General features: G+C 62.4%; 4 protein-coding genes. 3 read left to right on the top strand and 1 reads right to left on the bottom strand.

The features are described from left to right. Positions 1-3,078: hypothetical protein (locus G502_RS0100300; RefSeq protein WP_026988902.1), on the bottom strand; the 3,078-nt coding region annotated here is incomplete at its 3' end. Positions 3,079-3,666: 588 nt separating this feature from the next. Here G502_RS0100300 and G502_RS0100295 point away from each other — a divergent pair. The 3 genes from G502_RS0100295 to G502_RS0100285 all read left to right on the top strand — a co-directional run bounded on the left by G502_RS0100295 (position 3,667) and on the right by G502_RS0100285 (position 8,010). Then, positions 3,667-4,116: a YbaY family lipoprotein gene (locus G502_RS0100295; protein ID WP_022726667.1), complete on the top strand. Its 450-nt coding sequence runs from the start codon at positions 3,667-3,669 to the stop codon at positions 4,114-4,116. A gap of 149 nt (positions 4,117-4,265) precedes the next feature. Next, positions 4,266-5,435, top strand: a complete 1,170-nt coding sequence (locus G502_RS21185; protein WP_022726666.1) for a hypothetical protein — start codon at positions 4,266-4,268, stop codon at positions 5,433-5,435. A gap of 97 nt (positions 5,436-5,532) precedes the next feature. Continuing rightward, positions 5,533-8,010: a DUF3772 domain-containing protein gene (locus G502_RS0100285; protein ID WP_022726665.1), complete on the top strand. Its 2,478-nt coding sequence runs from the start codon at positions 5,533-5,535 to the stop codon at positions 8,008-8,010. Positions 8,011-8,160 lie beyond the last annotated feature (150 nt).

Genomic DNA, 8,160 nt, shown 5'->3' with positions numbered 1-8,160 from the left:
CAACTCGGCAACCAACGCCTCGCTCGAACCACCATCACCGTCCGGGTCATGGCCAATCTGATCGGGAACCTGACCGCCGCGGTTCTCGCCGTTGTCATTCCCAACCCGAACGCCCGCGCCATTGCCGTCAAAAATCACCGAACCCGACGCTTCATCCGACAGATCCAGAGCGCCATTCGCCATGAACGCCACACCAAAGCCAAAGCCGTGCAGCGACACACCATTCGGCCCACTTTCCGAGGCAGACGTCAGGTCCGACGGGACAGACTCCGAGCCCTCGCCATAAATCGGACGGCAAGCCTCATCCTCGTAACTCGTGAACCCAACCTCAGCAGGACCCGCTACACCTTTGACATCAAAATCAATCGTCGACTTCGTGGTGTTGCATTCCAGGCCGGGCAACACAGCACCAGTGGCATCTGTCTCTGCTGTGGTGACCTCGAATTCCGCCGAGAAATCCTTGCTGCTATCAATGGGTAGGCGTACGCCGATCTCTCCATCGAGGACTATGCCCTCCCCGGCAGCTTCAGAATTCTCGTCAAGATCAACGACTAGCTTACCACCTTCAATGGAAAGGGAGCCTGTAACCTCTGTACCTTCCGTGGTATTGAAGGTGATAGACGAGAGGTCCACATCCTCAAGTTCAAGTTCGCCGTCTTCATTGAAGCGCGCAATAACCACCCCATCATCACTGTTGGCAGGGTAAGTAATCTCAGTACCGGCGGGAAGCGGATCACTTGAATCGGTGCCGTACAAATCGATCGTGAACTTGGTTACGCTCTCCGATCCATCCTGGTCAATCTGCGTAGCCGTGAAATGCAGGGGGATCTCCAGACGGCTTTCGTCCCTGGGCTCGCCTGCATCATTGTCATAGCCGTGCTGGTCGCGGCTCTCCTCACCGTCCTCGGCGAAGATGGCAGTGTAAGTTCCGCCCCACTCGTCTCCCTCGAGCTTGCCATAATCATCACGGCTTGTATTCGGACTATCCTGAGGTGGAGTGAAATCACACAGGCCACCTCCCTCTCCAATGATTTCAGAATAGTCAGTAACAATGATCTGCGTGCCATCGGCCACAGCCAGGAAGTTCACCTCGTAATCCTGGGTGTTCGTAGCCGTATTGTTTTCCGTAGTGATCTCCCCGTCCGTGCCCACGCTTGCGCGCAGCTCCTCAACCGTGGAACTGACACTCACATTGAGGTCATTGTCGGCATGCCGTGGCAGATGAACGCTGAAGTCACCAAAATCGATGTCCTGAATGCGAACGCCTTCGATGGGCGTTTCACCATCTTCGCCCAGAACCTGGAAATCGTTGAACACCAACTCGCCAGTATCTTGGTCCAGCGTGTCCGGATCCAGAGTGACAGTTATCAGGATCTCGCCACCATCACCCTGGGAAACAAACCCCGTCTCCTCACTCCAGTAGGAGGCAGGCAAGGTCACCTGCACCTCAAGTGGGTTATCCTCATCGTCCAAGAGCGTGTCAGCATTCAACAGCTGTTCGCCTATCGATGCATGGAACCCTCCCCGACCAAAGGGCGGCAGTTCAGCGGCAACTTCTGTGTTGTTCTTCTCGGTATTCTCGCCTAGCGCGATACGGATTTCCGTAAGGCCTTCGGAAGGGTCTCGGTCAAAAGCACGGTCGCGGTCTGTAACCGAGGTGGCAAAAGGCAGGTTGTAGATCGGCTGTTCGTTATAGACCGTCCCCTTGTAACAGCAAATGCCCTCGCGCGGCCCGTCTTGAAGCCCACGATCACCTTGCTCAAACTCTCTGTAATCCGAGTTCTCCAGCCCAGATGGCTGGGGCTCCTCAACCGGTGGGTTAATAGGAGGCAGTTCGTCAAAAAAGCTGTTCTGCGAATTGTCTTCAGTGAAGATGAAAGCACCGTCGGCATCAACTTCTACATCACCATTGACATCATCCGCATCAATGAAAATGCCTGTCTCACCTCCCCGCGCATCAACGTCAGGCAGATCCGCGACGGCGTCCAGCACCACCGGCACATCGCCGGTGAAAGTGATGGTGTCGCCCAGGGCCTCGACATCCAGCGAGACGTCCAGCGTGAAGTCGACGTCGCTATCTTCGGGCGGCAGGATGAAGATGTTGTTGCCTTCCAGGTAGGCCTCGCTGACGTCGCTCAGCGTGAAGGTCTCGGTGCCGTCCACGAAGTCGAAGCGCTGGATGGTATTATCACCGTCCACATAGAAGAGGTAGGAACCGGCCGGTGCGCCCGAGATTTCGAGCGGACCGTAGTCCACCGGGACAGTGTCCGGCTCGGCATCAATATCGAATACCAGGTTGCCGGGAAACAGGAAGTCTTCGCCCGGATTGCCGAGGGAATCGAACGGCGTGTAGCTAAGATCGCCTGCCGTATCCCTCAGATCCTGATACATCTGCGTATCGAAGTTAGTGTCGCTATCGGTGAAGCCGCTGCTGCCGCCCGGATCCTGGCTCTCGGCCTGGATTGGCTGCCAGTCCTCGAAGAGGCCCAGCCCTGCCACACCGTCGAGATCGGTCTGTACAGAAACGGAGATACTGAGGTCCAAGCCATCCCCGAACCCCGTGGGATCCGCCAACAGCGGGCTTGGCTCCAACCCACGCGGATCCAACAGGCCGCTGATGCCAATGCCGTCGTCGATGCTGCCGGGGTCGGTGGGGGCGAAGCGGTCGCCGCCGCCGTCGGCCGCGCCGGCGGGGCCGGCTTCCGGACCGGCCGCCGGTTCGATCTGTTCGCCGGTGACTTCAGCCACGGCGAGGACCAGCTGGTCGATGCTGAAGCCCGCGTCCTGCAGGGCCGCGACCACCGCCGGATCTTCCAGGTCGATCCCGTCCTCGACGTCAAAGCCCTGTTCGGCCAGGACCGCCAGCGCCTGGGAAATCAGCTCCTGCGGATCGTCAGGGGTTTCCTGCCCGGTCTCCTGCTGGTTCTCACCGGTGTTCTCCGGCTCGTTCTGCGCCAGCTGCGCGACGGACTCGCTGAGCGGCTGGCTGCCGCTGTCCAGGGTCTCCGTCGTCGACGCCTCCTGCCCCTCCTGGGCTGCGGTGGCGTTGCGGGTGTCTTCATTGACGCGATCGACCATCGTTCGGCTCCTTCCAAACAGGATGACTTCCACGGATCTGAACCGGTACTTCCGGCAAATATCCGAAAATTGTCACTAGAATGCTGCATAAATTCGCGGATTGCCGAGGCAGGGTCAAATATAAAGAGATGGTTAACGACATATCATGATATGATTCTTCTTTTGATTGAACGGCTTTGGAGTATATTTGCCTTTTTGAACAGGACCAGGACCACCGCCAATCGTAAATTCTTTTCGTTAATGCAAAAGGTTAACGTACCTTCTGTATCCTGAATGGTGGCTCGTGCGTCACGTGTCAGGGGCCCTGTGCTGACCTGTCACAGACTGTGACGAAGGCGCACCCCCTTCTGATGGCCCCTGCCGAGACCTTGCCGCCCCTACCGTGTCAGACACCCCTGTGACACACACCCGTGACGGGACTTGGCCGCTTGCCGCAGAAAAATCACTTTTCCCCGTCATGACCTTGCGTCAGCTTCTGCGGCAGGTTGGATCCTGATCGAATCGCAATCGGGCCGACTCCCTCACGGCCGGGACAGGCTTTGCCCCGGCATCTCTATGTCATGCATTTTTGGAGGACTCTCTTCCGCCATGCTGTCCGGCACAGCCTTCCACCCAGCCTGCTTCCGCCCCTCATCCTTCCGGTTCATGCCCCTGCTGCTGGTCCTGCTGCTGTCGGGCTGCGGCCTGCTGCCCGGCGGCTCCTCCTCGACCGGGCCGCTGACAGGCGAGGTCACCACCAGCGACGGCCAGGCGCCACCGCAGGGCAGCGAGCTTGAGATCTTCCTGCAGGAAGAGACCGAGGCCGATGTCATCGGGCCCAACGTTGCCCAGGGGCGACAGGCGATCTCCGGTCCGCCCCCCTGGTCCTTCCAGCTGGAGGGCGACAAACGGCTGCATCCGGATCGCCTGCATGTGGTGCGCGCACGTATCGTCCATGAAGGACGCGTCCTCTACGAGAAAGCGGCCGCCGTGCCGGTGATGACGCTGGACCACCCGCGGACGGTCCAACTGGAGCTGAAGCGCCGGGCGGAAGACTAGCGGGCGCCTCCGGCCGGGCCAGGCCCTCCTGCAGCATTTTACCTTTCGCTAACCGGACGGTAAGATATCGGATGCCAGAATGGCGCTTCCGATCCGGGCCCCGGCCACAATGGCCGGGCGGCCCCAGACAGGCACAATGCTGACAGGACATGCAGGACAGACCCCGCCCGGCCCGGCGCCGCCTGCGGTACGCCGGCCAGAGGACCAGACAGGCGTTCGGCCAATTCAGGGCCCTGCCCCACGACCTGCGCACCAGCCTGCTGCAGCTGTCGCTGGCGCTGGCGGGCACGCCGATCCTGCTGCTGTTCGCGCTGGCCTGGGCGCCGGTTTCCCACGATGCCCTGCTGCCCGAGGCGCGGCCGGGGCGCATTGTCCTGACCCAGCCCCTGCCACCCGCACCGGCAAGTGATGACGCGCTGACACATGCCCTGCGCGCACAGGCCGAAACCCTCCGCCAGGCCCCCGCCGTGACAGAGGCGATTGTGGCCAGCCTGCCGCCCTCAGCTCTGCCCGACAGCCCCGAAACCAGGCCTGAGTCCCTGCGAGCCGCCCTGATGCCCGCCGTCCTGCCGCCCCGCCTGCTGGATCCACCGCCCCTGCCCGCCACACGGCACTTCCGTTCGCCGCCGGCCTGGCAACAGACTCCAACTGCGCACCAGGTTGCGGGCTGGACCCAGCGCCTGTCCTTCCCCGGCCCGACCGGCCGGCAGCCGCCCGCTGCACCGCCCCTGCCGGTGGGCAAGCCACCGGATGGACGCCTCCTGCCCCTGCAGGACGCAGCCGTGCAGACCGCCGACCTGCCCGCAGCGCACAGCCTGGCCATCGCCCGCCGCACACGGCGCGCCTTGCGCCAAGCCGAGGCCGACCACGCCCTGCCTGATGGCCTGCTACAGGCCCTGGCCCTGGTGGAAAGCGGCACCAACGTCGCCGGAGAGCGCCACCCCTGGCCCTGGTCGCTGAACAGCAACGGCCACGGCTGGCGCTTCGCCAGCCGCACGGAGGCGCTGGAAGGCCTGGAACGCCTGCTGCTGGCCGGCTATGCCTCGGTGGACCTGGGCGCGCTGCAGGTGAACCTCTTCTGGCACGGCGAGGACGTCGGCGAATTCGCCCACGGCCTGGACCCGGAAGGGAACGCCCGTATCTCGGCACGCTTCCTGAAGGAACTGCAGCGCCAGTTCGGCAGCTGGGAAGCCGCGGTGCGTCACTATCACTCCTACAACCCCGTCCACCAGCAACGCTACCTCTGCCGCGTCAGCCGCGAACTGCGCGGCCTGGGGCGCGACCCCGGCCAGCTGTTCGGCCCCGACAGCTGTGGCTGAAGCCTGTTCTATTTCATGGATTTAGGCCTCTGTTTCTGCCAAAGATGGGGACAACCTACAGCAGGCCAGCAAACGGACAGATGCCGGACGGGACGCAATGCGCACAGGCTTCCTCCTCTCCCTTTTCCTGACGCTTTTCCTCACCCTGGCTGCAGCCGCCCAGGGCCCGGGGGGCGAACCCGCGTTCGACAGCCAGATGAACCGCTGGGAAAGCGTCCTGCAGGAGGCCGAGCGGAAACTGCGCCAGCAGGGCGACATCTCCCCGGAAGAAGAGGAGGCGTTGAAAAGCAAACTGCGCGAGATTCTGTCGGAATCGGAAACCCGGCAGAACGAGGCTGAAAGCCGCCTGTCTCCTCTGGAAGACCAGCTGGAAAGCCTGGGCGAACCGCCCGGCGAGGACGCGCCACCGGAAAACCCGGAAATCCAGCAGACACGGTCAGACCTGAACGAACGCATCAGCACCATTCGGGCCCGCGTGCGCCAGGCGGCCCTGGTCCGTGTGCGTTCCAACGAGTTCCTGCAGGAAATTGCCAGCCGTGAGCGCCAGCGCCTGCAGGAGGAAGTGCTGGCCCGCACGCCTTCGCCTATCTGGCCAGGCGTCTGGCAACAGGCGGGGCAGGATACGGTTGCCTTCCTCAGCCGCATGGCGGCCGCACCCGTCGACTGGGCGGAGGAAACCGCAAAGATCGGCACGCGAGGTATCCTGCCCTGGATCTACCTCTTCGGGATTTCGCTCCTGGCCTTCCTGGTCGGCTGGCCCATACGCTATTGGTTGAACCGGCGCTTTGGCCGCGACCCGGAGGAAGAGGATCCGGGATACTCCAGGCGTATCGTGGCCACCGTCTCCGACGGCGTGGCCCGGGCCATCTTCCCTGCCCTTGCGATCGCCATTGCCTTCACGATCCTGTACCTGCAGCAGGTCCTGACCGGCTATTTCGCAACACTGCTCTATATCCTGGCGACGGCCGTCACAGGCTTCATCCTGGTGACCGGATTGGCGCGGGCAGCACTGTCGCCCCGACGTCCCGCCTGGCGCATCATGCCGGTCACGGCGCTGGGCGCGCAGGTTCTTTACAATCGCATCTTCCTGATTGCCGCGATCTTCGCAGCCACAGCGGCCTTGCAGACTGCCGCCATCGAGGCCGAGGCCCTGACGCCCGCCATGCGCTCGACCCTTGTCCTTCTGGACAACACGGTCATTGCCATCCTGCTGCTCTCGCTGACACCCAACCGCTACTGGACCAATCCCGAGGAAGGCTTCGGCTCGTCCAGCTGGAATGCAGGGCGCATCCTGCTGATCATCATCATCTCCTCAACGCCTTTCCTGGCGCTGGCGGGCTACAGCCGTCTGGCGGAGTTCCTCCAGACCCGGATCATCGTGACCGGTGTACTGATCGGCCTGGTGCTGCTGCTGCGCCTGGTCTTCCGTGAGGCGCTGGCGCACCTGCTGAGGCTGGCGCACCGCAGGCGCTCCGATGAACCCGAGGATGAAACCCGGCACCAGCTGACTCTGTTCTGGGTCGGACTGGTGATCGACCTCCTGCTGATCCTGCCCACACTCTACCTCCTGCTGCTCGTCTACGGCGTGCCGTCCACCATCGTGACGCTCTGGGCCGAACAGCTTCTGACCGGCCTCAAGATCGGCGAAGTCACCATCTCTCTTGTGGACATACTCTTTGCCATCATGGTCCTGGCCATCGGCCTTTTCGCCTCGGGCCTGATCCGCCGCTGGCTGTCGGAAAAGGTGCTGCCCAACACCTACCTGGACTACGGCATCCGCAACTCCATCTCGGCCGGCATCAGCTACATCGGCGTGGCCCTGGCCCTGATCCTGGCCATCGCGACCCTGGGGATCAGCCTGTCGAACCTGGCCCTGGTGGCCGGCGCCCTGTCGGTCGGCATCGGTTTCGGACTGCGGACCGTGGTGGAGAACTTCGTCGCCGGCCTGCTGCTGTTGATCGAGCGGCCCATCAAGGTGGGCGACTGGGTGGTGGTTGGCCCCAACGAGGGCATGGTGCGCCACATCTCGGTGCGCTCGACCGAGATCGAGACCTTCGACCGCTCCTCGGTGATCGTGCCCAACTCGGACCTGATCGCCTCGCCGGTCACCAACTGGACGCACAAGAACCGCATCGCGCGCCTCATCATACCTCTGCGCGTTGCCTATGGCGAGAACACCCGGAAGGTGCATCAGCTACTTCTGGACTGCGCCAGCCAGCACGACGACGTGCTGGCCTTTCCCGAGCCCTACGTTTATTTCAAGGCTTTCGGAGAATCGGCCCTGGAATTCGAGTTGCGCTGCTACATCCGGGAAACCGACCGCTACCTGGACGTAATGACGGACCTGCACTTCGCCATCGACGAAAGCTTTCGCGAGAACAGCATCCAGATGCCCTTCCCGCAACAGGACATCCACCTGCATCGCGGCCCGTCGCACGAGCGCCGGCACGGAAAGGCAACGGACAGCAGCGAAGAGAAAGGGCCCGAAGACCCCGGCCAGCAGCAGGCACGCCAGCACCGCGGCGAAATCTCCACCGAAGCCGAAGGCGCCGATCGCGGCAGCGACGCCGATTGAAACGACGGCAGCCACATAGGGCGTAGCAATCAAGACGTCCCTGCCAGCCATGCGGTAAATGCAGACCTGCCACTTTAATACTAAGAGTCAGTTGCATTTGCATATCCGGGAAGGCTATAGCTGCTGAAGTCACAGCCTATCGCTGCATTA

The sequence above is a fragment of the Fodinicurvata sediminis DSM 21159 genome (assembly GCF_000420625.1).
Classification (GTDB): domain Bacteria; phylum Pseudomonadota; class Alphaproteobacteria; order Kiloniellales; family DSM-21159; genus Fodinicurvata; species Fodinicurvata sediminis.
The sequence above is the reverse complement of the archived record's forward strand: the minus strand, read 5'-3'. Positions and strand labels throughout refer to the sequence as shown.

Excerpts from the sequence above, each read along its gene's own strand:
- G502_RS0100285 (WP_022726665.1), top strand. The coding sequence starts at position 5,533 with ATGCGCACAGGCTTCCTCCTCTCCCTTTTCCTGACGCTTTTCCTCACC.
- G502_RS21185 (WP_022726666.1), top strand. The coding sequence starts at position 4,266 with ATGCAGGACAGACCCCGCCCGGCCCGGCGCCGCCTGCGGTACGCCGGC.
- G502_RS0100295 (WP_022726667.1), top strand. The coding sequence starts at position 3,667 with ATGCTGTCCGGCACAGCCTTCCACCCAGCCTGCTTCCGCCCCTCATCC.